At 40.5% G+C, this 1,538-nt stretch carries 1 pseudogene; it reads left to right on the top strand.

Features of this window, described 5'->3' with window-relative positions:
- Positions 1-1,538, top strand: a pseudogene (znuD, locus tag VXQ92_RS17385) (zinc piracy TonB-dependent receptor ZnuD); the annotation flags it as partial.

Raw genomic sequence — 1,538 nt, 5'->3', positions numbered from 1 at the left:
CGTTATTGATAACAAGATCCCTACACAAATGCCTGAAAATGGTTATGAAGGACAAGTTGGCTTACGTTACAACACTGGAAGTGATGAAAAGCTGGCGAGTGCTGGTGTAACTGTAGGGTTGGGAAGCCAAGTTGCATTACGTGTTGAGGGGTTAACACGTGATGCGAATAACTATATTGCACCAAACTATATTCATGAAGGTGAAAAAGAGCGCCGTGTAGACAATACCTTTGCACAAGGTGATTCAGTGAATGTGGGGTTGTCTTGGATTTATGATCGCGGTTATACGGGTATTTCGTATAGTAACCGTCGAGACCAGTATGGTTTACCGGGGCATAGCCATGAATATGAAACCTGTAGCGCTCATTTAATAGGTAGACCACATTTACATTGTGATGCTCACGAACATGGCGGCCCATGGATTGACTTAAAATCTGAGCGTTATGATTTTAAAACCGAGTTAAATGATCCATTTGCAGGCTTCCAAAAGTTACGTGCCCAAGCGAGCTATACTGACTATCAGCATGATGAAATTGAAGAAGGGACAATCGCAACTCGATTCCAAAACAAAGGTTATGATGGGCGTATTGAGTTAGTCCATAATCCTATTGCTGACTGGGAAGGGGTAATTGGTACCCAGTTAGGCCAACAAAAACTAAATTTAACTGGTGAAGAAGCATTTATGGCACCAACTACTACCAAAAAGTGGAGTGTTTTTGCTTTAGAACATAAACAATGGAAAGATGTTCATTTTGAACTTTCTGCTCGTGCAGATCAGCAAGAAATCGATGTAGATGATAACTCTAAACAAGATTTTGACGGTTCTGCTTTTTCCTATGCAGGTGCTGCCAAATTATAAGCTTTCATTTGTAGCATCACACCAAGAGCGTCTACCTCTTGCACAAGAGTTATATGCAAATGGTGCCCATTTTGCGACCAATACTTATGAGTTAGGAAATGATCAACTCAGTAAGGAAAAATCAAATAATGTTGAGTTAGGTTTGCATTTTGATAATGACAAACTCGATTATCATCTTCATGTTTACCATAACTGGTTTGATGACTACATCTATGCGCAAACCCTTGACCGTTATAAAGACTTCCGTTTAGTTCAATACACTCAAGATAAAGCTCGTTTCTATGGTGCAGAGGGTGAAATTGGTTATCAAATTACGCCAATGTACAAGATCAGTGCTTTTGGCGATTACGTGCGCGGTAAGATTGATGCCGAGGGCAATGCTCCACGTATTCCGGCTGGGCGTTTAGGTACTAAAGTTGATGCAGATTTTGGTGACGGTTTTAGTGGTTCTGCTGAGTACTATCATGTCTTTAATCAAGATAAGATTGCGGCTTATGAAACCGAAACAGAAGGCTACAACATGCTCAATTTAGGGGTAGCATACTCTGGACAATATGGTGCAAAAACAGATTATCGCGTTTATTTAAAAGCGAATAACTTGTTAGATGACACGGTTTATCAACATGCGTCGTTCTTATCAAATATCCCGCAAGTTGGACGTAACTTTACCGTCGGTGTA

Source organism: Acinetobacter sp. 228 (genome assembly GCF_048147885.1).
Note: the sequence above shows the minus strand (reverse complement) of the source record. Positions and strands in the feature narration are given on the sequence as shown.